This window comes from Methanothermobacter sp. (assembly GCF_030055435.1).
Taxonomy (GTDB): Archaea; Methanobacteriota; Methanobacteria; order Methanobacteriales; family Methanothermobacteraceae; genus Methanothermobacter.
The window spans coordinates 169,091-191,012 of sequence record NZ_JASFYG010000001.1; the positions used below are offsets into that span (position 1 = coordinate 169,091).

The 21,922-nt window shown below is 49.1% G+C and carries 25 protein-coding genes; 6 read left to right on the forward strand and 19 right to left on the reverse strand.

The genetic code is table 11. The features are described 5' to 3' along the window. Positions 1 to 27: 27 nt before the first annotated feature. Positions 28 to 243 (forward strand): hypothetical protein, encoded by a 216-nt coding sequence (locus QFX30_RS00725; RefSeq protein WP_300486826.1) that lies wholly within the window; start codon positions 28 to 30, stop codon positions 241 to 243. Between the two features lie 24 nt (positions 244 to 267). Here QFX30_RS00725 and QFX30_RS00730 read toward each other — a convergent pair whose 3' ends face one another. Both QFX30_RS00730 and QFX30_RS00735 read right to left on the reverse strand, forming a co-directional pair. Then, complete coding sequence (locus QFX30_RS00730) at positions 268 to 1,290, reverse strand: M42 family metallopeptidase (protein ID WP_300486829.1); 1,023 nt, start codon at positions 1,288 to 1,290, stop codon at positions 268 to 270. 11 nt (positions 1,291 to 1,301) lie between these two features. Next, positions 1,302 to 1,517, reverse strand: coding sequence for a hypothetical protein (locus tag QFX30_RS00735; protein WP_300486832.1), 216 nt, complete (start codon positions 1,515 to 1,517; stop codon positions 1,302 to 1,304). Between the two features lie 106 nt (positions 1,518 to 1,623). Here QFX30_RS00735 and QFX30_RS00740 point away from each other — a divergent pair, with 106 nt between their 5' ends. Genes QFX30_RS00740 through QFX30_RS00750 form a run of 3 tightly spaced genes read left to right on the forward strand, consistent with a single transcriptional unit; the run spans position 1,624 to position 3,336 of the window. Continuing rightward, positions 1,624 to 2,379, forward strand: coding sequence for a 4-phosphopantoate--beta-alanine ligase (locus QFX30_RS00740; RefSeq protein WP_300486835.1), 756 nt, complete (start codon positions 1,624 to 1,626; stop codon positions 2,377 to 2,379). Positions 2,380 to 2,398: 19 nt separating this feature from the next. Beyond that, on the forward strand, positions 2,399 to 2,935 hold the full coding sequence (locus tag QFX30_RS00745) for an AAA family ATPase (RefSeq protein WP_300486837.1): 537 nt from the start codon (positions 2,399 to 2,401) through the stop codon (positions 2,933 to 2,935). Then, on the forward strand, positions 2,935 to 3,336 hold the full coding sequence (locus tag QFX30_RS00750; RefSeq protein ID WP_300486839.1) for an RNA-binding domain-containing protein: 402 nt from the start codon (positions 2,935 to 2,937) through the stop codon (positions 3,334 to 3,336). Before QFX30_RS00745 ends, QFX30_RS00750 begins: the two co-directional genes overlap by 1 nt. A gap of 9 nt (positions 3,337 to 3,345) precedes the next feature. Here QFX30_RS00750 and QFX30_RS00755 read toward each other — a convergent pair whose 3' ends face one another. The 7 genes from QFX30_RS00755 to QFX30_RS00785 all read right to left on the reverse strand — a co-directional run bounded on the left by QFX30_RS00755 (position 3,346) and on the right by QFX30_RS00785 (position 9,832). Then, positions 3,346 to 4,026 (reverse strand): TIGR00289 family protein, encoded by a 681-nt coding sequence (locus tag QFX30_RS00755; RefSeq protein ID WP_300486842.1) that lies wholly within the window; start codon positions 4,024 to 4,026, stop codon positions 3,346 to 3,348. Then, positions 4,023 to 4,823, reverse strand: coding sequence for a hypothetical protein (locus QFX30_RS00760; RefSeq protein WP_300486844.1), 801 nt, complete (start codon positions 4,821 to 4,823; stop codon positions 4,023 to 4,025). The genes QFX30_RS00755 and QFX30_RS00760 overlap by 4 nt, the downstream gene beginning before the upstream one ends. Positions 4,824 to 4,964: 141 nt before the next feature. Continuing rightward, complete coding sequence (locus QFX30_RS00765) at positions 4,965 to 5,366, reverse strand: hypothetical protein (RefSeq protein ID WP_300486846.1); 402 nt, start codon at positions 5,364 to 5,366, stop codon at positions 4,965 to 4,967. A 27-nt stretch (positions 5,367 to 5,393) separates the two neighbouring features. Continuing rightward, complete coding sequence (locus QFX30_RS00770; RefSeq protein WP_300486848.1) at positions 5,394 to 5,789, reverse strand: hypothetical protein; 396 nt, start codon at positions 5,787 to 5,789, stop codon at positions 5,394 to 5,396. Between the two features lie 9 nt (positions 5,790 to 5,798). Further along, positions 5,799 to 6,848, reverse strand: coding sequence for a hypothetical protein (locus tag QFX30_RS00775; RefSeq protein ID WP_300486850.1), 1,050 nt, complete (start codon positions 6,846 to 6,848; stop codon positions 5,799 to 5,801). A 2-nt stretch (positions 6,849 to 6,850) separates the two neighbouring features. Further along, a complete protein-coding gene (locus QFX30_RS00780; RefSeq protein ID WP_300486852.1) occupies positions 6,851 to 8,923 on the reverse strand; it encodes a hypothetical protein in 2,073 nt (690 codons plus the stop codon). Positions 8,924 to 8,947: 24 nt separating this feature from the next. Further along, positions 8,948 to 9,832, reverse strand: coding sequence for a hypothetical protein (locus QFX30_RS00785; protein ID WP_300486855.1), 885 nt, complete (start codon positions 9,830 to 9,832; stop codon positions 8,948 to 8,950). An 89-nt stretch (positions 9,833 to 9,921) separates the two neighbouring features. Between QFX30_RS00785 and QFX30_RS00790 the strand changes: the two genes are divergently transcribed. Continuing rightward, positions 9,922 to 10,305 (forward strand): hypothetical protein, encoded by a 384-nt coding sequence (locus QFX30_RS00790; RefSeq protein WP_300486858.1) that lies wholly within the window; start codon positions 9,922 to 9,924, stop codon positions 10,303 to 10,305. 28 nt (positions 10,306 to 10,333) lie between these two features. Here the strand turns inward: QFX30_RS00790 and QFX30_RS00795 are convergent, their stop codons facing one another. The 3 genes from QFX30_RS00795 to QFX30_RS00805 are packed head-to-tail and all read right to left on the reverse strand — an operon-like array spanning position 10,334 to position 12,883. Beyond that, positions 10,334 to 11,230 carry a DUF2101 family protein gene (locus QFX30_RS00795; RefSeq protein ID WP_300486861.1) on the reverse strand — a complete coding sequence of 299 codons (897 nt, stop codon included), beginning with the start codon at positions 11,228 to 11,230 and terminating at the stop codon, positions 10,334 to 10,336. A gap of 10 nt (positions 11,231 to 11,240) precedes the next feature. Then, positions 11,241 to 11,675 carry a class III signal peptide-containing protein gene (locus QFX30_RS00800; protein ID WP_300486864.1) on the reverse strand — a complete coding sequence of 145 codons (435 nt, stop codon included), beginning with the start codon at positions 11,673 to 11,675 and terminating at the stop codon, positions 11,241 to 11,243. Positions 11,676 to 11,734: 59 nt separating this feature from the next. Beyond that, the gene (locus QFX30_RS00805; RefSeq protein WP_300486866.1) at positions 11,735 to 12,883 is read right to left on the reverse strand and encodes an A24 family peptidase C-terminal domain-containing protein; all 1,149 of its coding nucleotides are present in this window, start codon (positions 12,881 to 12,883) and stop codon (positions 11,735 to 11,737) included. Between the two features lie 190 nt (positions 12,884 to 13,073). On the opposite strand from QFX30_RS00805, the gene QFX30_RS00810 reads away from it, so the two are divergent. Then, on the forward strand, positions 13,074 to 15,152 hold the full coding sequence (locus tag QFX30_RS00810; RefSeq protein ID WP_300486869.1) for an STT3 domain-containing protein: 2,079 nt from the start codon (positions 13,074 to 13,076) through the stop codon (positions 15,150 to 15,152). A 5-nt stretch (positions 15,153 to 15,157) separates the two neighbouring features. Here QFX30_RS00810 and pyrG read toward each other — a convergent pair whose 3' ends face one another. From pyrG to QFX30_RS00845, 7 genes are all read right to left on the reverse strand, one after another. Beyond that, positions 15,158 to 16,762 (reverse strand): glutamine hydrolyzing CTP synthase, encoded by a 1,605-nt coding sequence (gene pyrG / locus QFX30_RS00815; RefSeq protein ID WP_300486871.1) that lies wholly within the window; start codon positions 16,760 to 16,762, stop codon positions 15,158 to 15,160. A gap of 115 nt (positions 16,763 to 16,877) precedes the next feature. Beyond that, positions 16,878 to 18,059 carry a cofactor-independent phosphoglycerate mutase gene (locus tag QFX30_RS00820; RefSeq protein WP_300486873.1) on the reverse strand — a complete coding sequence of 394 codons (1,182 nt, stop codon included), beginning with the start codon at positions 18,057 to 18,059 and terminating at the stop codon, positions 16,878 to 16,880. Positions 18,060 to 18,119: 60 nt separating this feature from the next. Continuing rightward, positions 18,120 to 19,145, reverse strand: coding sequence for a homoserine dehydrogenase (locus QFX30_RS00825; protein WP_300486875.1), 1,026 nt, complete (start codon positions 19,143 to 19,145; stop codon positions 18,120 to 18,122). A 3-nt stretch (positions 19,146 to 19,148) separates the two neighbouring features. Continuing rightward, complete coding sequence (locus tag QFX30_RS00830) at positions 19,149 to 19,628, reverse strand: allosteric regulator of homoserine dehydrogenase (RefSeq protein ID WP_300486878.1); 480 nt, start codon at positions 19,626 to 19,628, stop codon at positions 19,149 to 19,151. Between the two features lie 9 nt (positions 19,629 to 19,637). Beyond that, complete coding sequence (gene gatC / locus QFX30_RS00835; protein WP_300486881.1) at positions 19,638 to 19,853, reverse strand: Asp-tRNA(Asn) amidotransferase subunit GatC; 216 nt, start codon at positions 19,851 to 19,853, stop codon at positions 19,638 to 19,640. A gap of 124 nt (positions 19,854 to 19,977) precedes the next feature. After that, positions 19,978 to 21,393: an asparagine synthetase B gene (locus tag QFX30_RS00840; RefSeq protein ID WP_300486884.1), complete on the reverse strand. Its 1,416-nt coding sequence runs from the start codon at positions 21,391 to 21,393 to the stop codon at positions 19,978 to 19,980. A 19-nt stretch (positions 21,394 to 21,412) separates the two neighbouring features. Further along, the gene (locus QFX30_RS00845) at positions 21,413 to 21,805 is read right to left on the reverse strand and encodes a pyridoxamine 5'-phosphate oxidase family protein (RefSeq protein WP_013295627.1); all 393 of its coding nucleotides are present in this window, start codon (positions 21,803 to 21,805) and stop codon (positions 21,413 to 21,415) included. Between the last annotated feature and the right edge of the window lie 117 nt (positions 21,806 to 21,922).

Genomic DNA, 21,922 nt, shown 5'->3' on the forward strand with positions numbered 1-21,922 from the left:
ATCAGAGTTATTCAAAAGGAGGTTTGCATGTTGAAGAGAAAGGTCGTAATAAAGGTCTTTGAAATGAAAAAACAGTGCGAATTTCCTTGCCGGGTGAAAATTTCAGAGGAAACAGTCCACCAGTTTCTGAATGAGATCATGACCAGGGACGTGGTTATGGGCAGTAAATATGTTGTGGAGGTCTATGAAAACTGGTGTGACAGCCCATACATCTTCTATGTTGACGGAAAAATTAAACGTTAAATCGTAGTAAAATAGGTGGAGGGTTTACAGCCTTTCAATTGCCTTAACAAGAAGGTCAACGGTCATCCTGATGTCCTTCATACTTGCCATGCTCACCGTTGTGTGGATGTACCTTGTGGGTACAGAGACCACACCTGCAGGTATACCCTCCCTTGTGAGGTGAATGGCTGTTGCATCGGTGGTTCCCCCCTCACTCACCTCTATCTGCACCGGTATATCCTCCTCCCCTGCCGTCTCAAGGAGCCAGTCCTTAACCCTTGGATGGGTTATTATACCCCTCCCACTCGCATCTGTGAGTATGACGGCAGGGCCACCGTCAAGCTTCGCTGGTGCCTCCTCCTCCTTCATACCAGGGTGATCCCCGGCTATTGTAACATCCAGGGCAAGGGCCATGTCAGGGTTGAGCTTGAAAGCTGAGGTCTTGGCACCCTTCAGCCCCACCTCCTCCTGGACCGTTCCAACACCGTAAACTGTTGCATCAGCATCGACCCTTTTAAGGACCTCAATCATTACAAGGCACCCTATACGGTTGTCAAGGGCCTTCCCTGTGAATCTGGAATTGGGAAGTTCACTGTAGGATGCATGGAATGTGATGGGATCCCCCACAGAGACAAATTCCTCTGCATTCTCACGGGACTCTGCCCCTATATCGATGAACATGTTATCATGGGTTGTAACCTTCTTCCTCTCAGCGGCTTTCATCCGGTGTGGGGGCTTGGATCCAATGACACCCATAACAGCGCCATTCTTCCCGTGGATCCAGACGGCCTGGTTGAGTATCATCTGATCATTGATTCCCCCTATCTTTGAAAACCTTATGAAGCCCTTCTTATCGATGTGCCTCACCATGAGGCCTATTTCATCCATATGGGCTGCGAGCATGACCGATGGGCCGGACCCGCCCTTGGTTGCGATGATGTTACCAAGCCTGTCCTCCTCTATCCTATCGACATGACCTTCAAGTTCAGATGATATGATATCCCTTACCTCTCCCTCAAATCCAGAGACTCCACTGGCAAGTGAGAGACGCTTCATGAGTTCCTTCATACAATCACCGCTCATTTCCTGATGGATTTTATGATTATAAGAACCCCAATGATAACCAGCAGGGCCTGGGGCCAGAACCTTGAGTACTGTGGTGGTATAAGGCCTGATGCAAATGCAAACCATATAACACCTATTATCACCAGCATTGACCCAAGGTAGATCCCCCAGAGGCTTTTCCCATACTCTGGCTTTCTGGGTTTTCTTTTGATCTCAACTTCCTCTTCCATTATGGATTCCTCCTCCTAATTCTATCTTCAAGCTGGTATAAAATATTTGGCTGACACCCACTTTACATGAAATAAACTTATTAAATGTCCGGTACAATAGAGTACCATGATTTCAAGGGACCATCCACGCTACCATTCACTTATGCAGAGAGAGAAAATAACAGATGCCTGGCGAAGGGGCATACTTGCAGACTCAGGAATGATCGCCCATGGAAGGGGTGAGGCCTTTGACTACCTGCTGGGTGAAGAGACAACAGAACCTGCCAGAAAGGCCATAAAAGCGGCAGCAGCAGCTCTTATCCTTGCAGAGAACCCAGTGATTTCAGTTAACGGGAACACCGCAGCACTTGTCCCTGCAGAGGTTGTGGAACTTGCAGGGGAGATTGGAGGGAAAATAGAGATAAACCTCTTCCACAGGACAGAGAAGAGGGTGAAACTCATAGAGGCGGTCCTGAGGGAACATGGGGCATCAGAGATCCTTGGAACAGGCAAACTCATTCACATAGATGGTATAATGAGCCCAAGGGCAACAGCAAGCCCTGAAGGTATATACAGCGCCGATACAGTCCTTGTACCCCTTGAGGATGGTGATAGAACCGAGATACTGAGAAAATCCGGAAAAACTGTTATAACCGTGGACCTCAACCCCCTATCACGTACATCAAGAATGGCCAGTATAAGCATAACAGATAACATTGTGAGGGCTTTACCGAACCTGATAGATGCCGTAAGGGAACTCAGGGATGCCCCAAGGGAGAAACTTGAGGAGATCCTCAGGGAATTTGACAACACAGAAAACCTGAAGGAAACCATAAAATTGCTTGATATAAGGCGTTACAATCCAGAGATTGAGTTCCACTAAGAATACATAAGGTGTGAACATGGTGGTTATTGGAGTTTCAGGGATGCCAGGAGCAGGGAAGGGTGTTGTATCAAGGGTCGCCGAGTCCATGGGATTCCAGGTTATAAGGATGGGTGACGTTATAAGGGATGAAGCCAGAAAACGAGGTGAAGAGCCAGGGGTGACAGCTGTCCGCCTCAGGGAGGAATACGGTGAATACGTCGTTGCCGAGAAGTGTGTTGAAAGGATACAGAAGGCAAAATCCGAAAGGTTCCTTATAGAGGGGATAAGAAGCCCCCACGAGGTTGAAATATTCAGGAAGAAGTTCCCTGGATTCAGGGTGATATCTGTATTCTCAACGCGAAAGACAAGATTCAGACGCCTCAAAAAGCGTAGAAGAGAGGATGATTCATCAAGTTACAGTGAATTCATTGAAAGGGATGAAAGGGAACTTGGATTCGGAATAGGGAATGTAATAGCTACCTCAGATTACATGATAGTCAATGAGGGCCCCATCTGGAAGATAAAAAACCAGGCAAAAAAGATACTCAGAAAACTATGCGAGGAGGGGAGATGATGGATACTGTGAGGGTTGAGGTTCCGGTGCGAGCAACAGAGGACCCTGAAAAGGTCAGGGAAGCCGTTATGAACGTATTTCCAGACCTTGAAATTGAGAGCGATGGAGATTTCCTGAAGGGCGAAGGCAGTATTGAGAGCCTCAGTGAACTCAGGGAGGCCCTTGAGAGGCGGAAGATACGGCTAACCGCGAGAGGAATCCTAATTAAGAACATGAGGGGCAAATCAACCCGTCTTTATATAAACAAGCAGGCGGCCCTCATAGGGCGTGTCAATGTTCTCGAGGAACCCATCACACCCCTTGGGGATATAATGGTAGAGATTGAGTCAGACGATATAATGGGGATCATTGACTGGCTTGCACCTGATGTATCCGGGGAAACGGATGAAAGTATGGATTAAAAATAAAAGCTAGTCCTTATCAACAAGCACAGCCCTCTTTATATCCAGGAATCCGTTATCAAAGAACCACTTCTTTTCATATTCAAGTATCTCAAGTCTCTTCTTAAATATTGGGCCATCAAGGACGAGGGTCTCGGCCTCTCCACCCTCAAAGGCAGGGTTTATACCGTACCTCTCACTGAGATCAGCGAGTTCAGCTATCATCTCCCTATCAACAATCCTCCCGAGCCATGACTCATCCAGACCCTCAGCTGCAACCGCTGTTATCATGACCCTGAATCCAAGGTCAACAACCTCCTCCATATAATCAATGGGGTCCCTGTGCCAGAGTGGTGCCACCGACTTAAGGCCAAGCCTCCTGCAGACCGTATCTATCCTTGACTTCTGATACTCAGAGTATAGTGCCCCCGAGTAAACCGCATCTACACCCCTCTCCTTCAACATGGAAAGGGTCTCTGCAAGGTCCTCAACCTCCTCCTCCTCAACACCTCTAGTCCTGGATTCAATGAGGGGTATTTCAAGTGCCTCTGCAAGGAGGGATGTGAGTTTGATGTTTGGCACATGGTACATGTGGGACTCGGGGTTATCTGATACCATGGAAACCAGAAATCGGACCTCAGACTCCCTTAGTGCATGGTAGAGGGCCATTGTACTGTCCTTACCCCCTGAATATAGTACCACAGACCTCATGCTTCACCCCTGTACTTCCTGTAGATTCTCTTGAAAAAACCCGCGATGGAGTCTATGAAAACACCTGCAAGACCCGTCAGCACTCCAAGAACCCCACAGAAAAGCACTATATTGGATTTAGGAGGTAGAGACTTCCTGAGTTCAGCCACTTTCTCCTCTTCAGGGCCCCTGACACCTGTTACCACTACATCCCTCGCCTCAAGGTAGGAGACGACTGCATCGACATTTGCTGCTTTCACCTCCACCACCATTTTGACAGTGCTGTACCTTGTGTTTATACCTCCAGTGTACATGAGCCACTCTGCAAGGTTCTCAAGGGCATTCACAGGGTTATATCCCCTTTTAACCTGAAGGATTATGGTACCATTCGTGTAAACCTTCCATGAAGTTATATTGGAATCTATAACTGCTATTTTATCCTCTATTATTTTTTTACGTTCCTCTGTGAACTTATCTGTCTTTATCACTATTCCTTCAGAACGGACATCCACAACACCTTCCTGGGAGGCGAGATCCGCTTTGAGCCTCTCTATATCGGCACCTGTTGAGACATCCGCGGTTATGGTTTCTGTGGCTCCAGATGTGGAGAGATATATGCTCCTTGCAATTTCAGGGATCTCATCGTAAACCGGTGAAATAAGGAATGTCCCCCCAACGGCCCCCACGATGAAGCCTATGAATACCACAAAAAGGAGGTTTTTCCTTCCTATTACAGGTGTCATGAGACCAGCAGAGAATATGAATGCAAGTAGAAGAAAAAAGAGGGCCAGCATTACGATTACACTCAGAACATCCATCTTATTCACCGCAAATCCTTTTGAGGGGCGCTTTAATCACTTACCAATAATATCTCAGATTGCCTTAAATATTTTATGATTATCCCGCAGGTGAATTCCCTTGTAAAAGAGATAGAATAAGAATCATATGGAACTGCTTAATCAGGCAAATTCCCTGCTCCCTACGATCTGTCCATTCCCCATGCTGACATAGACCTCTTTAACTGTCCTCCCACCCCTCTGGAGGGGTACAACCCATACCTCCACATTCGTACCGTTCAGGTTTATTGTGCCCCTTGTGGGCTGGCCTGCGGTGTAGCCTGATTCTACTGCTATCTGTCTGGCCTCCTCGGCCGTAATATTCTCAGTTGTGTTTGTTCTGTTATCTGTCATGTTCGGTACGCTCACTGGTACCGGCTGCGGCTGGGGTTTAGGTTGTATGGAATCAGAGAGCCTCACCCTCTCCCCCTGATTGAATGAGTTGTATGAGTACACTGTCACAAGGATGGCTATGATGGCAATGATTGCAAGGGCCTTATACTCCCACCTAAGGTCACTAAACAAGAGAAATCCTCCGGACTTTTTGATTGTTCAGGTGACTTTACTTATGGTGATGGTACCGTTCTGGTTCCTCACAGTGTATTTGAATCCAGGCGTCATGTTGGTGGTGGTCACGTTGACCTTTGGGATGAGACGAAGCACGATTGTGCTAGACTTATAGAACACAGTGACTCTCCCATTCCTAACCTCAATGATGTATGGAAAACCAGAAGCTAATGTGAGGTTAACAGCATAGCCAGGGCCATTGGTGTAGGCTGCATTCACTGCACCCACAACACGCTCACCCATCATCCTGGCCTTCCCAAGTTCACCAACCTGTGTCCTTGAGAGTTCACTGTCCACTATGCTTACCATTCCCGCGATTATGATGAGAGCTATCAGTGTTGCGAAAAGGAAGTCGATGCTTAAAACACCGGCATCATCCATTAAATCACCTTAACTGTAATTGTTTGCAGCAAGGCCCAGAAGGTTCTTATATGTAGCTGAGAGGCAGAAAGGACATCCAAGGGGGTCGTACATAACATTGTTCCTCACCTTAATGGTGGTCCCGGCGATTCCAAGGAAGTACTCCCTGTCAACCTTTGAGATGTACTGATTACCGTTATGGTCCTCAAGGAGGGGGTCGCCTATTATAAATGTGCTCATCCTGGTGTATTCAGGATCTGCAGAGGATGACCTGTTCTCCAGGCGGTCAAAGAATGATAGCCCATATGGGTCCACGAAGTAGTAGGGTCTTGGTGTTATGTTGCTGGGGTTGTCGGTCCCGTTGAGGCAGTACCAGAGGTTCTGGAGTCTTCCGTTACTGTCGACACTCTCATTGAGCCTGTAGTCTGCATATGTACCGTTACTTGCATAGTAGGGGTATTTGTAGATCACGTTACTTGCACGGAACTTGGTGTTTATCCATATGTAGGGGTCCTCTATACCCTCAAGGCTCACATAGGATGATACCTGTGGTAGCCGGAACTCATAGACCTGGTCCTTCTGGACAACCTTCACAGGTATGCCACCGCGTATCTCCACTGAGAACCCGAAGGGGTCACTCTGTGTTATTGTAACATCCGATGTGGTGAATGTGGCGTTGGTGTAATTGGTTATGGGTATATTGTTGATGTAGATCTGACGGCCCGTCTGCCTTTCAAGCTCCTGTGATGTGTTTATGACGTTGGTGTTTATGGCATCAACGATGCTCCTTGTTATGTTGGCCTTGCTGGTTCCTGGTGGGAAGAATTCAGCGTTATCTATAACGTTCCTTGATGCATTGTATGCCGCGTTACGCCCTGCATCCGCCGCGGCCTTCTCAACGGTAGAGTATATTGAGCCAACCACGGTTACAGTGACATCTCCACCCATTGTAAGGGCTGCCAGCATGTTGGCCTCATTGACTATGCTTCCATAGGATATGGCGATTACAATAACCGGTATGAAGAGGAGTACTGCAAGTGGTGTGAATGCGTATCCATCCTCGTCACGGATTATACTCATATCTAACTCCTCCACAGTGTTAGTCTAACAGGTAATGAATTGGGTATGTCCCCTGTGTAGAGGGCCTCGGTCCTTATAAGTGATGGGTCTATATTGTAGCCTGATGCCTGGAGCATCTCTATGAGTTCCTGCCTTGCAAGGGCCTGGGCCGTGTATGCGTCGTTGGCATATTCTGTGGCCCACATGTTTGCAAGGAATTTGGGGTATATGACAGCGACACGTGTACCCGAGTATATCTCAGCGTTGGAGTCCCCTGACTCCCAGCCCTGCCCTGAATTTACTGTGACACGTATATCATAGGTTCCAGGTCTTGTACTGTAGTTTCCAGGGGTTCCACCTGTTGTGAATATCCTGCTTCCTGCAACATCAATGGCCCCTATATCCAGTGAGAAGGGCACGGGACCATTGTAGAGCTGTGTCCAGGCGCTCGTTGAGTTTTTAACCTCAACCTTGATGGTTTTGGTGTCAAATCCTGCCCCCACGAATAAGAGGACCTTCTTGGCATCTGACCCAATGGTGAACTGCCTCACAGGGGCCGATACATTGGTTGAGTTCTGGTAGCTTGCAAAGGGGTAGTTGTTCCACTGGATGGGTAGTGATGTGTAGGAGACCGTGGAGTAGCAGTCAACAAGGCCCACAAGGTCGTAGTCCTGGCCAGGTACGTTGTCCCATATTGTAACCCTGACCTTATTGGTGTGCCCAGCCCTCAGGTAATCCCTGATGTATATGATACCCGGCACGTTACCGTAACCGTCACTCACAGCACTGTAGGTTACTCCACCATAGTTAAATGAACAGAATGCCACGTTCCATGCTGTACCATTCCATACCTCCACAAGGGCATTGTCAACACCACCGTATGGGTTGACAACGGTGTAGGCATCGAGTATCCTTGAGCCTGGCGGTATTGGAATGTCCTGCGTGACGCTTACCGCACATCCATCTGCGCTACCCCCATTAACGTTATCAATTACGAATGGCAGACCATCAGAGTATGAATGGTTCTGTCTCACCATACTGCCCCATGCTATCACCCGCCTCGTGTTGAGGTTGGTAACCGTACCCGTGTTGAGGTCATATATACGGCCGTAACCCATGGTCCCATTGTTGTCAAGCCTCGTTAAGCTGGGCACTGCAAGGCCTGCAGCGTCATTGAAGGGGTATGTGCGGGTAATGATACCCCTCGGCACCTTTATTGTGTTTGTATAGTTGGCTATCATTGAAAACCATGGCATGTCGTAATCCGTGGTTCCCGTTGTGGTCATGTTTGTGAACTGGACATAGAAGTTGTTCGAGCCGCCCACTAGTGACGTTATGTTTCCCTGATAATTGTACATGAGTTCCCTTGTTGTTCCGGGTCTAAGGTTGAGGAAGGTGAAGCTATCGTTCCTGACAACATGGGGAACATTGTTTATCACCACGTTGGCCCCGTATGATGACCTGTTCTGCCGGTTACATGAACCAATAAGGAACCTACCCCAGTGGATGTTACTTGATGGGACTGAGAAGGTGATGTTCCGGGGTGCGGTCTGGTATCCCCAGTAGGGTCTTGAATAAAGACTGTTCCAGAAATTGGTAAGCCAGTTGTGGAAGTTCCATACGGTTGTGGTGGAATTTATCTCCTGGTCCTCCAGTGTGACCTCCTCCATCTTGTACCATGCACGTCCAAGCCAGCCCTCCTCAGGACCTGAAATAACTATGGCCCTTGATGCGGTGTCCCTTGATACGAGTATTCCGCTGTCATTCCTGAGAGTCGGATATGGTCCCATCTTGAACTCATACCCAACCCCTGGTGGTAGTAGTGATCTCAGCTCAGACCTTATCAGGTTCTCGGCACCTGCCGTGTTGTTCCTGGAGTACATGGCGGCTGCAGAGTATAGTGTCCCGTCCTGCCTCATGACATCCAGGGCGTCTGCTGCCAGGGCCTCAAGGTGCTGGTGGTCAGTCCCCATATAATTTGGAAGCGCAAAGTAGGTCACAATTGATGCTGTGAATATGAATACAACAACCAGGGCCAGGACGGCGTCGGTTGTGAATATGAATCCTCCTTCATCATCACCGAAATCACGGATCATAACTGATCACCTGAATCATAATTATCATTTTAGCCAGAGGTACAGAACGAATCTGGCAGGCCTTAACCTCACGTTATCAAGTGTGATCTGATCTGGGGGGGTACCCTTGGGTGCTGCAAGGATGTAGACATCCATTGATGCCCCGGGGTTACTCTGGGTTCTCACACTCAGTATATTATCCCTGAATGTTGTGTTATTGTAGAGGTAGGTCTCATTTATCTGTTTCTTGATCTCTGTTATGTGCTGATTTATCTCATTGGGAGGTATAACACGGTTGTTGTTAACATCCACAAATGCTGAATTGTATCCCCTGTTAATTACAAGGACCCAGTAATCGTAAATTCGGAGATATGCATCATTGGTTGGGAAGTTGGTTGTGTAGGTCCTTGGCTGCCCAGCATCCCTTATGAGTCCCTCTATTGAACCCACACGCTCAACCTTGGTGGTGAGGACGTAACGCTCAACCCTTGCAATGTCAGGGGCGCTTGTGTTGAGGGTTCCAAGGGTTCTGACAGTGAGGCCCTCGGTGGTGCTTATGTTGATGTAGTAGCCATACTCCGGGCCCACAAGTTCCCCCATGTTGGTTGTGTTCATCCCAGCGATCTTTGCAGGGGAGAGGTAGTTCTTCTGGGGCGTGTTTCTCACAGGGTCATACTTTGCAAGTCCTATACTCTGGGGGTTTCCGAGCTGCTCCCAGTTTGGAGGTACACCTGAGGTTTCAACCAGGGCGTCTGCTATATCCGATGCCTGGCGGTCAAGGGCGCTCTGATAGATTGTGCTCTGTGTTAAATACATTATGTTGTCCATATCAGCGGCAAGTATGCCCAGCATGATGGTTAATGGTATGAGAGCCAGAAGTATGTCAAGTGAAAATGCAAAACCCCTCTTATCAGCCAGTATACCCCTCAATTTTATCCCCTTCTCTTTATATGTGGTTATTTATGCCGGGAATGTTATATATAGTTGCTCATTCATATATCAGTAGGAGGATGATATATATGGATTTCAGGGGTCAGGTCTCAGCAGAATTTCTCTTGATCGTCTCATTCATACTGATAATCGTGCTTGTTTTCTCATCAATTGCAGGTCCCCAGTCCCAGGAGAACAGTATAGCCGCTGCTGCAAGGGAGGGTGCCTCATCTGCGGTTGCTGAGATTGCATACACTAACATATCCATGAAGCCAGTAAAGGTCACAAAGACAACCATAACAGGTGGAAATAACAGGACCATAACTGTGTACTTTGACACGCCCATTCCCTCAAATTACAGGGCATTTGTGATAAACAGGACCGTTGAGTCCCTATTAAGTCTCAATGGGGTAAAGCCTGTGAATAGCACCACCGTCAGGCTGGGGGATAAGACATACACGGTACAGGTCTAGAATAAAATAGAGGTCATAATTTTTCCAGTTACACCCCTTCCACACCGGTTATCCTAACAGGCCTGTTACCCCTCATGCTCATGACGGACCCCTCAACTGCAAGCTTCACTGTATCCCCAACCTTCACATCAAAACCCCCATTCTCGACGATGTAGACGTCTGGTTTAACGTTGCTCCTTATATCATAGTCAACCCTGACATAGGATGTGTTTTCACCTGTCTCTATAACCTCGCCGAAGGTGTAGTCCCGCACATATCTTATTCTGAATATGAGGAAGACCACAGCCACAGCCAGCACAGCAAAGAGGAGTGTTGTGAGTGCCGGGAAAAATACAAATGGGAAGGCCATTGTGATGGCAGAGTTACCTGATACAAAAATTATAACGAGTCCAACACCCACGTACATGAAGAAGAAGTCCCGGTAGGCCTCAAAGTCCCCTGGGTACATGACCCTTATCTGGCGGTAGAGTATGTAGAGGAGAAGTCCCAGAAGTATAAGTGCAGCTGGCATGAATACAAGGAGAGATATGAAATTGAAGACGTATATTATTGAGAGAACGATGAACCCAGAGGCTGTTAACTGAAGTTTAAGGACTGCATTTTCCTTCTCTGCTGGATCAAAGCGCCTCGCCTTGATGATTATTGGGGCGTCGTCCTGAGATATTTTGATGTCATGGTTCCTTGCCTCCTCGAGGATTTCCTGGACCTCCTCATCATGCTGGGCTGGTATACGCTCCCCTATTGACTCAGCCCTGTCCCTGATCCTTCTTTTCACTTCATCAACATCAACATCTGAGATTCCCTTCCGAAGATTGGATGTCATGCTCCTTATCTTAGCTGGAAGTCTTATGATTCCAAAGATTGCCGTTCCGATGAGTGTGAATAGAGTTATCACTGCGCTGCCGAGTCTTGAGAAAAAACTCATGAAACACCTCCTAGATCCTGGTTATGTTGGCAACCCTCACGTTAGTTGAATTGATGGGCCAATAGACCACAGCTCTGTACCATCCCTTATTTATTTGCCTTGTGGGCTCTGGTGTGAAATTGCAGAGTGTCTGTGCAGTTATATTTGATTTTGTACCGTTGCTGTAGGTCACAGTGAATATTACCCTGTTATTTTCAAATAGAAGAACACCATCAACTGGTAAATAGAAGCTCACAGTCCTCTTTGCCCCTGGACCATTGGAGTACACAATGTTTGCTGCATCAGCCAGAGTCTGAACAGCCACTTTCGCATCCGATGCCCGGGATACATCTGTACTCGCCTCTATTGAGCTCCCTATGAGGGGGATGGTGACACCACCCAGCACAAGGATGACCACGAGTATGAGTAGGAGGTACTCCAGGGAAACCTGTCCCCTGCTATCCATGCAGATCACCTTCTAAATCTATTATTATTGTTTATGTGGAGGGCCTCTTAAATACTTGGCTAAAATACCAGGTCAAATGCCCGGAAGAGTATGACTGCAAGGTCACCCACAAGGAGTGATATCACAAGTCCTATGAATATTGCAGGGGCGAAGGGCAGACCCCTCCTTATACGGAACTCATCACGGATCTTTCCCTCATCTACAAGGTCCCTTAGTGTCTGGATCTCATCCTCCCTCAGGCCGGCGGCCATTGCAGAAATTACAGGTTCGCCCCTGTAGGTCAGCGTGGATACATCACCCGTCCTTGCGGCGGTCCTGAATCTATCGATGAATGATGTGTCATCAAAGTAGTACTCATCACCCTTCCTGTAGAGTGTGTGGGCGAGTATCATGCCCTCCCTGAGTTCATCCACGTGCATGGTATCCTGCAGTGCCTCCCTTGTGATGGATGTCAGGAGCTTTCTTATAAGCTGTATGGCGGTTATTGAGACCCAGAGTACAACAACGCCACTCACGGTTAACTCGAAGTTCCTGTAGAGGGAGTAGACAATTATCACAGATACTATCACAGCCTTCACCCTGTTGGGTAGGCGTGATATGACCATGGTGAGGAGGTAGATGAGTATGAGTGAGAGCACTATTATCTGGAATGGGAGGAAATCCGTTACAATGAACGTAAGAGTCACCGCCGATGTGATCACAAGGGCAAGGACCATGTTCGTCTTGTACTGTTTCAGGGGCTCCATGAACTCATCCATGAGGTCCCTCCTCGATGTGTAGATTATGAAGAAGACGTATACAAGGAGAAATGGCAATAGGGACAGTATGCTGTTTATTATAAGTGTTAAAGGGAATGGATAAGCTGCTGTTACAGGAAAAGCCACCCCTCCAAGGGTGTAACCCACAATGGATGGCTGGAATGGTAGAAGAGCCGTGATGGCTGTGAATAACTTGACATCACCACCGGCCCAGGCACCCATCCTCCAGAGGATGTAGCCAAGGGCAAATATACCCGCCGTGAAGATGACGGTGTATATGAATATCCAGGGGTCCGCCTCGGTGTAGGCCCTCATGGCGTTAAAGGCAAGACCAAGGCCAATAACAGGAAACGTGAGGCGGTTGGGTATTAAACCCCTCTTTATATCACTGTATGAGGCATAGAAACATACTATAAGTGCTATGAAAACAGGGATCAGTTCCATGACCATAAAATCACTCCTCTAATGTGAACATTAAGAGAATCTCATATTTCAGGACTCGTTTTTAATTAATTCTCAGAGTGAGGATATTTAAGTTTTTGTGAACAGATCTCAGAATGTATATCCAGCTTATAAACTAAAGAGTGGATGCACATTGAGGTGGGATAAAAAATCAATCTGTGGACTGATAAGAGCTGATATGAGAACACTCATTCTCATGCTTGTAATATTCTCTGCTGGATTTGCCCTGAGGGCCGGTGCGGTTGCCACAGTCCCAGGTATATACAGTGAAAGCTACAGCCAGCCATACATGTATGATATGGACTCCTACTACAACCTCAGGCTCGCATCCAACCTCCTTGAACATGGCACCCTCTCAGAGGATGGCTGGGACAGGTACTCATATTACCCCCCAGGTGTACCCCTCGATTACCCGCCACTTCTCGCCTACCTCACGCTCCTTGTTTACATGATCCTTTCACCATTAACAGGTTTAACTGACCTGGCATTCTGGCTTCCAACATTCATAGCCCCCCTTGCAGGTGTACTGGTATTCGCCCTTGCAAGGTCACTTGACTGTGATGACCTATCATCGGCGGCCGCGGGTCTTCTGGCGGTTTCTGTACCCTTCTACTTCATGAGGACTGTACCTGGATTCTATGACACAGACATGTTCAACCTCGTCCTTCCACTGGCCGTGGTACTCTCACTCCAGGTCTCTCTTAAGGAGAGTAGCTGGAGGTATGCAGTCCTCGGAGGGGTTCTCATGGCCCTATATTCAACTGCATGGAATGGCTGGCAGATACTTTATATTCTCCTTGCAGCCAGCATGATCTTCTCGTTTAAGTTAAGGCGCAGGGAGCCCATCATACTACTCCTGGTAAGCACGGCTCTCATTGAGGTCCTTGCACCTGGAAGTATCCTATCAATCCTTTTTGGGGCTTTCAGGATACCTGGAGGTGTGAGTTCCGCATACCCCTTCCCGAATCCATACGCCAACATAACGGAGTTACAGAGGCCTGACCTGGCAGATGCAGTGGTCGCCCTTGGACCAGGACTCCTCCTGGCGGGCATTGCCGGTTTCAGGGGCCTCATAAGGTATCAGAGGAAAAGTGTGCTGCTGCCTCTACTATCCCTATGGACAGTGACAGGGGCCATTTTAATGTTCTGGGGTATAAGGTTTTCTGAAATAACCGCACTTCCCATCCTTGTTACATCTGCACTTTTTCTCACTGACATCCGGCGGAATGAAATCAGAGTGGGATTCATGGATTCCCCTGATCCTACATTCAGAAAATCCCTCCATGTGGCTGTGGCTACCATGGTGATCCTTCCATCCTTCCTCATATGCATTGAGAGTTACAGTGCACTGCACCCGAGGGTTAATGATGACCTCATGGCCGCTGCAGATTACATAAGGGAGAATACACCAACTGGTACGGTGGTGATCTGTAACTGGGTCCACGGACACTTCTTTGCCTTCATGGCTGAGAGGCCTGTGAATTTTGATGGTAGACTTGCCTACATTGAAACCCTCCCCCGGAGGGGTGCTGATTATCCCCTTGATCCCAGGGTTCCAGGGGTTTACAGGGAGTACTGGCAGAACAGGGCGCTTGCAACATCAGACCCTGTGCTTTCAGCTGATATCCTCTCAATGCTTGCATCCTCTGGAGATGATGCCTACCTTGAGGTCCTGAAAAATGAAAATGACCCTGCAGCTTCAGCCATCATCCTGGGGGACATTCTGGGTGTTAAAAGGGGTGAACGTGCTGATTACCTCATTGAGAGGTATGGCTTCCATGATGGCACCGCAAAAAAGGTTGAATCCATACTCAACCGGAAATCAGATTATGTCCTCGTAACCTATGATCGCCTCATAGACAAGGGCTACTGGATACTCTACTATGGAAGCTGGAACTTCACCGGAAAAACAGAGGAACCACTCTACTCCACGGGTACCATCACCTCACTTGAACCACTGAGAAGTAGCGACGGTCTTGTATATGATAGTGGAAGTATGAAATTCAATGGGGTGAATGTTTCGAGGCTTTACCTTGTTAATGGGAACTCAAGGATTATTGAGGGTGACCCAGATTCAGATATCGTTGCATTCGCACTCCTTGAGAGAAACCGGACCGTGGTACTCCAGAGGAAGTATGAGGGGTCAATGTTTGTGAGGCTAGTGCTTCTGGGTGATGGTGGGGGTGTCTTCAGGGCTGTTATGAGGAGTGGGGACGTCACGGTATGGGAGCCCATTGATGAGGGAAAAATAAAGTAAAGGAATCAGGACCCCTTATTTTCAAATGCCGCCTTCAGGAATGATACAAAGAGTGGATGTGCCCTGTTTGGCCTTGATTTAAACTCAGGGTGGAACTGGCATCCCAGGAACCATGGGTGGTCCCTGATTTCAACCATCTCAACCAGAAATTCATCAGGTGATGTTCCTGAAATTACAAGGCCTTTCTCCTCAAGTTCATCCCGGAATTCATTGTTCACCTCAAACCGGTGCCTGTGCCTCTCGGTTACAAGTTCCTCCCCGTAGGCCTCATGTGCAAGGGTGCCCTTCCTGACCCTGCAGTCATAGGAGCCGAGGCGCATGGTTCCACCCATCTTCCTTATCCTCTTCTGCTCCTCCATCATGTCGATCACAGGGTAGGGTGTGTCCGGATCGAACTCTGTACTGTTGGCGCCCTCCATTCCATTGAGCCTTGCAAATTCTATAACCATGCACTGCATCCCCAGGCATATACCGAAGATGGGGATCTTCTCCTGAAGGGCGAATCTAACAGCATCGAGTTTCCCTGATATACCCCTCTCACCGAAGCCGCCAGGGATAAGTATGGAGTCAAGGTGTCTGAGGTCATCCACACTGACGTCATCATCTGCACTTATCCATTCAATTTCAACGCGGATCCCCAGGTGGGCTGCGGCGTGCTTCAGGGCCTCCCTTATGCTTATGTAGGAGTCCTCGAGTTCCACATACTTGCCCACTATCCCAACTGTCACCACAGGCTCATCTATCATGAGGGATTCCACGATTCCCTTCCACTCTTTAAGATCCGCTTTGCCCTCAACATCCAGTTCTATCCTCCTCACTATGTATTCGCCGACATTTTCACTGTCAAGGACCAGTGGGACCTCGTATATGGATGATGCGTCTGGGGCGTTTACGACCGCCTCCTCCTCGACGTCACAGAAGTGGGCTATCTTCTTTTTGAGTGATGAGTCTATGGGCATCTCACTGCGGCATATTATCATATCAGGGTTGATACCTGTACTCCTGAGCTCCTTTGTGCTGTGCTGTGTTGGTTTTGTCTTGAATTCCCCTGCAGCCCGCAGATATGGGACATAGGTTACATGGACGAACATGACATTCTTGTGGCCCTCCTCATTTCTGAGCTGCCTGAGGGCCTCCAGGAACGGCTGTCCCTCTATGTCACCCACGGTTCCGCCAACCTCCACCAGGACGACGTCAGCCCCGCTTTTATCTGCAATCCTCCTTATCATTGCTTTGATCTCATCGGTGATGTGGGGTATTATCTGCACACATGAGCCCAGGTATTCACCGGCCCTCTCCTTGTTGATGACAGAGAGGTAAACCTTACCTGTGGTTATGTTGGCCTCGCCGGGGAGGTCCGCATCCAGGAAGCGCTCATAGTGGCCCAGGTCAAGGTCTGTCTCCATACCGTCATCTGTAACAAAGACCTCACCGTGCTGGTAGGGGTTGAGGGTCCCCGAGTCCCAGTTTAGGTAGGGGTCTATCTTGATGGCTGTCACGGAAAGCCCATATGATCTCAGTATCCTTCCAATTGATGCTGCTGTTATCCCCTTTCCTATAGAACTTACAACTCCTCCTGTTACAACAATGTACTTGGCCAGATGAACCAACTCCTGAGTGGTTGAATAAGATTAATGAATAGTCTATGTGTCTTCGAGTGAATAAGATTAATGGAATAGTGTATGTGCCTCATCGGTATTAAAAATTCGTACCCTGAAGCCGGAACTAGAGGGTTTTCATGAACTCTATGAGTCTATGACCATCCTTGAGACCCATTGAACCCTCCCTGGCAGAGAATTCATCGTATGATTTTACAGCATCAGGTTCAACACCATCACCTGCAAGTATGCAGGGTACAGGGTCAGGTACATGGGTTTTCACCTCGACGGGTGTCGGGTGATCCGGGAGCACGGATATCCTGCAATCGTATTCTGTCATGGCATCAAGTATCCTTCCCAGTACAAAGCTGTCTATATTCTCTATCGCCCTTATCTTCTCCTCAACGTCACCTGCGTGTCCGGCCTCGTCGGGTGCCTCCACATGGACATACAGGAAGTCGTATTCCTCGAGGGCCGCTGCCGCGTACCTCCCCTTGGCCCGGTAGTCGGTGTCAAGGTAGCCTGTTGCACCGGGGACATGGATGTTCTCAAGGCCCGCATATACACCGAGACCCTTTATGAGGTCCACGGCTGTTATCGTGGCGCCCTTCAGGCCATATTTTTCACTGAATGGTTCCATTGATGGCCTGGTACCCTGACCCCAGAGCCAGATCATGTTTGCCGGTCTCTTTCCCCTCGCCACCCTTTCATTGTTAACCCGGTGTGAATCAAGGACCCCCCTTGATCCGAGCATGAGCTCCCTTATATGGTCTGCCTCAGGTGACCCCCCGGGGAGGTGATGGTCCACGGGTTCACCTACGATGTCATGGGGGGGTTCGACTCGCACATCGGCATAACTGGGTCCTGTGATGACAAAGAGGTTCCTGTAGCTCACTCCAGCATAGAATCTTCCAGGGGTTTCAAGGTGGGTGTTGAGGGCATCTATGAGCTCTGCTACATCATCTGTTTCAATGTGGTCGGCGTTAAAGTCCACTATCCTCTCATCTGCGTTTATAAGGTTGCACCTGAATGCAACATCCTCAGGGGAGAGCTCCACACCTATACTTGCGGCTTCAAGGGGCCCCCTCCCTGTGTAGTACCTCCTGGGGTTGTAGCCCATTATGCTTAGGTTCGCCACATCTGAGCCCGCCTCCATGCCGTCTGGTATTGTCCTGAGGAGTCCACATGCGCCTCTAGCTGCAAGCTGGTCCATGTTGGGTGTATCCGCAGCCTGTAGTGGTGTTCTGCCATCAAGTTCATCAAGGGAATAATCTGCCATTCCATCTCCAACAAGAATAACATATTTCATGATAATCACTGTGGGATTGAAACATAATTCATTACTGATGGATTAAAAAAACATTAAAATTTATATGCTTTTTCTATGCCTTCGCCATATGGTGAGGGTGTCTGTTAGCATGGCCGATGCTGTCTCCAGGGACCCGGCACCCCTCCCAACGGCTGTGACCTCACCTGCAAGGTCCGTCCTGAGGGTTGCCATGTTGAGTGTCCCGTCAACAGCATAGGGGGACCCCATCCTCACGAGCCTCGGACCCACCTCCAGTGTATCATCTGATATCTCAGCGATGAGCTTTATGAGGTAACCCTCCTGGGCTGCCAGTTCAATGGCCCCCTGGGTTATGCCTGTGATACCCTCCACACTGACATCCCTGAGGGTACAAGCTCTCCCGAGAATTGCATTGGCGAGTATAACCGCCTTGCATGCGGCGTCTGTACCCTCAACATCCTGTGCAGGGTTGGTCTCTGCTATACCAAGCTCCTGTGCCTCAAGGAGGGCCTGCTCATAGGATGAACCCTCTGAGGTCATCCTTGATAGTATGAAGTTTGTGGTGCCGTTCAGTATCCCTATCACAGATTCTATACTGCAGGATGTGAGGGTCTCCCTTGCAAGGTTTATTATGGGCATGGCCCCGCCAACTGATGCCTCAAACATGAGCTCGGCGCCGGCCTCTGAGGATAGCTCCATTAGTTCAGAATAGAAGAGCGCCAGGTGCCCCTTATTGGATGTTACAACGTGTTTACCATCCCCAAGGGCCTCTATGAGAAGTGACTTACCTGGTTCACCATCCGTTATGCTGGTGGGGGTCGCCTCAACCAGGCAGTCGTATTCAACCTCCTCCAGGAGTTCAAGGCCGCTCATACCCTCAACTCCCATGGGGTGTCTGCCGACACCATCTGTCTTCTTGTGTCTGAGGATTTCAGCTATATCGAGACCGTTTTCATCATAAATTGCCCCTGATGAATCAGCAATCCCTGTGAATGTCAGCTCCAGACCATACCTTTTTTTCAGGTATTCGCCCTTGAACCGGGCCGCTCTGAGGAATCCCTGACCCACCGCTCCCAGACCAACCAGACATATCCTCACTCTCATCACTCCCTAGACCTCTGTTATGAGGAGGAGGTCATGCCTGCTGGCGGCCTCCTGGATCCTCTCAAGGACCATCTCCCTGGTCCCATGTTCGGCCTCAACGGTTATCCTGGCTGACTGTTTTTCCCCGGACATTCTGAGTGAAAGGTCAGATACAGAGGCGCCTCTGACGCTGTTTATTGCCTCCACAGTTTCATGGAGGTCTCCCTCTGAGATTTCACCGATGAGTATGCTTGTGAATTTCTCCCTGATGGGGGCGCCGTCCATCTCGATTATGTTAACACCCCTCTCCTGGAGTTTGTTGATGGCAGTGTCAAGTGTTTCCCTGTCACCCTCCACCGTGAGCTGTACAGGTACCATCGGCCCGTATTCACGGTCCCTTTCATGTATAACAGTTACTATATTGGCACCGGAGCTCCCCAGTGGTTCCAGTACAGATAAAAGCTGGCCGGGGGCATCCCGGAGTTCAATAACCAGGTTTAACCGCATCCTTAACACCTACTGGGTCCATTCACCCCTCTCAACAACTATGTTGCCGTCCTCATCAACAGGGGCGTTTCTGAGGATCTTCTCAGGGTCGGTCTTCTCAACATCATCCTCGCTTGTCCTGTTAAGGTTATCAACGATGTAATATGTTTCCTCAAGTTCGGGGACGTCTTCAAGTGCCCTTGAGAATTCCTTGAGGATTTTCTCAGCCTCTTTCTCTATCTTCATGCAGGATTCCTCCTAGTGATGGGTAATCGTGAATGTGAACATATGAGTCTAGTATTGATTTGCAGTGATATAAATGCTTAGATTAGAGAAACACAAAATCCGGAGAGGCGAACCCCTCATGGATTCATCTCTGAAAGACTCCACCATCATTCATGAGTCTCCTCAGGAAGGACTCATGGTCGAATCCAGGGAGCACCCTCCTTCTAAGTATCCGATCAATCCCTGAACCGTACTGGGCTGCCTTCTTGGGCCTCCTTGCAATGTAATCAGGTACCCCCATCTCAGCCGCCACCTCCCTGAGGATGTGCTTTCTCATCTCATCATCGGGGCCCCTTATCTTGAAGCAGGTGGGGGTTGTGAGGGCCAACTCTATAACCCTCAGGTCAAGGAAGGGGACCCTGAGTTCCACCGAGTTTGCCATTGTAACAGCGTCATCACGTTCAAGGTTTACCTGGTATATGTTCTCCAAATCATGCATCAGCGCATCTTCAAGGTTTCCATCCTCAAGTAGCCTTCTGTAGCGGTGGTAACCTGCGAAGAGCTCATCGGCTCCCTGCCCCGAAAACATGACCCTGAAGCCTGCAGCCGACGCCTCCCTGGATGCAAGGTATAGGGGCATGGCAATGGCGATCTGCATGGGATTGTAAACCTCAATCGCACCGAGGACATGGGGGAGGGCACCCCTCACAGCCTCCTCTGTAACCTCAATTACCTTGAGGTCCATGCCAAGGTCCTCTGCTGCCCTTGATGCGAATTCAACATCCGGCGATCCAGGTGTACCCACCGTGTAGAGGGTGATGTCCAGGTATTCCCTGAGGAGCACAGCAAGGAGGGTGCTGTCCACACCACCTGAGAATACAAGTGCGGCCTTCCTGAGTCCACGGGTCCTCTTTTTTACCGATTCCCTGATGGCAGATTTCAGGAGACCTTTAAGTTCATGGGGGCTTTCGGTGCATGTTCTGGGCTGAGGGAGTCCCCGCAGCTTCACCAACCTCCCATTTATAATGGCGTGACCCGGTGGAAGGCTCTCAATGTTCCGCAGACCTATACTCCACAGGGCCTTTCTCTCCGATGCAAAGGCCTCCCCGGAATGGTAGAGTGGCTTGACACCCACAGGGTCCCTCACCGCTGCAAGGTTCACTCCATCGGTGTAGATGAAGGCGTAGTCCCCGTCAAGTTCACTGACTGCAAAGCGGATTGCATCCTCAAGGTCGTCGCCGTGGGCCTCTATGAGGTCCAGTATGAGGTGGGCATCACCACCAGCTGGGATGTCATGACTGTAGATTTCGCCGTTGAAAACCAGGACCCCATCACCTGAAACCGGCTGGGGTCCCCCCACTATTGAGAGGAGGTTGTGGCCCAGTGCAATATCCTCTGAGGGAGGGGCCTCAAGCACATCCTCCCCCTCACTGGTTTTTATGGTGATCCTGCCGTCATGGTATAGGCCCCTTGCATCCGGGCCCCTGTGTCCGATGGTGTTGAGCATCGCGGCGACCTTGTCCCTGGCGCCTGCTCCCCTGAACCCTGCTATACCACACATCCATGTCACTCTGGGGGCTTCAGGCCACCTTTTCACCGGCCTCCGGGCCTGGTTTTACTGAGTATATTTCCTCAACAGTCATGAGTATGGCGGATTTTGGTTCAAGTTCTGTCATGACGTTCTGGGCCCATTCAACGACCATGTCAAAGTATTTGCCTGATTTGAAGATTTCAACTGTTCCCTTGAACTGGTATGGGCATTCCCTGGCGTTCTGTGGTATCAGTGCCATCTTTGGGTTTTCATGGAGGTTTCTTATGGTCTTCTTCATGTAGTTGTCTGCAATGAGGATGGTCCTCTCATCAAGTGGCCTTGCGAATCCTATGGGGACCACGTTTGGTGTGCCCTCCTCATCGGCGGTTGCAACAAAAACGAGTTCCTTCTCGATGGCATCCATCATCTCACGACTCATCATATAATATCACCGTTTATATATTACTCCCTGATCATTAGATAAATTTAACCCCCTGTTCTTTATGGTTGTTATGAAGCCTCTGAATTCATTTTAAGACATCATAAGATATTATATGCC